The 606-nt window shown below is 52.0% G+C and carries 1 protein-coding gene; it reads left to right on the forward strand.

Annotated elements, in window-relative coordinates; translation table 11 throughout:
• Nucleotides 1-117 precede the first annotated feature (117 nt).
• Nucleotides 118-510: a rhodanese-like domain-containing protein gene (locus HMPREF1627_RS01095; protein WP_034500404.1), complete on the forward strand. Its 393-nt coding sequence runs from the start codon at nt 118-120 to the stop codon at nt 508-510.
• Nucleotides 511-606 lie beyond the last annotated feature (96 nt).

Below are 606 nucleotides of genomic sequence, written 5' to 3' on the forward strand. Positions count from 1 at the left end.
ACATTTAATGCGTGACTTTTCAGCGTTGTGTCGTTGATGTCCAACTAGACAACTGTTGTTAATACCGGCAAGCTTTTGTTAAATGACCATTTCCGCATCTGTGTATTGGAGGATCGCGTGAAGAAGTTGGTTGCCCAGGCGCTCGCGGTGTCGCTCGCGGCCTTCGCTTTAGCTGGATGCGCTGGGGATAGTCAGACTGAAACAAAAGAAAATGAGGGAGTAACCATGGAAAGCGTTGTTGAAGCTGGCACCATCTTGGACGTGCGCACGCCGGCAGAGTATGCGGAAGGCCACTTGGAAGGCGCAGTGAACATTGACGTTACTGATCCGGGGTTCGAGGACGCCATTGCCTCTCTGGATCCTAATGGGGCTTACTCCGTTTACTGTCGTTCCGGTCAGCGCTCCGGCAAGGCGGTAGCGATCATGGAGCAGAAGGGTTTCAAGAACGTAACTAATGTTGGTGGGGTTCAGGATGCCTCGGCGACGTTGGGGATCGATATCGTCAAGTGACGGTTCGCCTGCCGCTTGGACTGTGGCGAGTATGACAACCTGTTGATTTGGTTGTTTGCCGGAATACCCACTAAACTTGTTCAGGTAACAACCAAT

Source organism: Actinomyces sp. S6-Spd3 (assembly GCF_000758755.1).
Lineage (GTDB): Bacteria > Actinomycetota > Actinomycetes > Actinomycetales > Actinomycetaceae > Pauljensenia.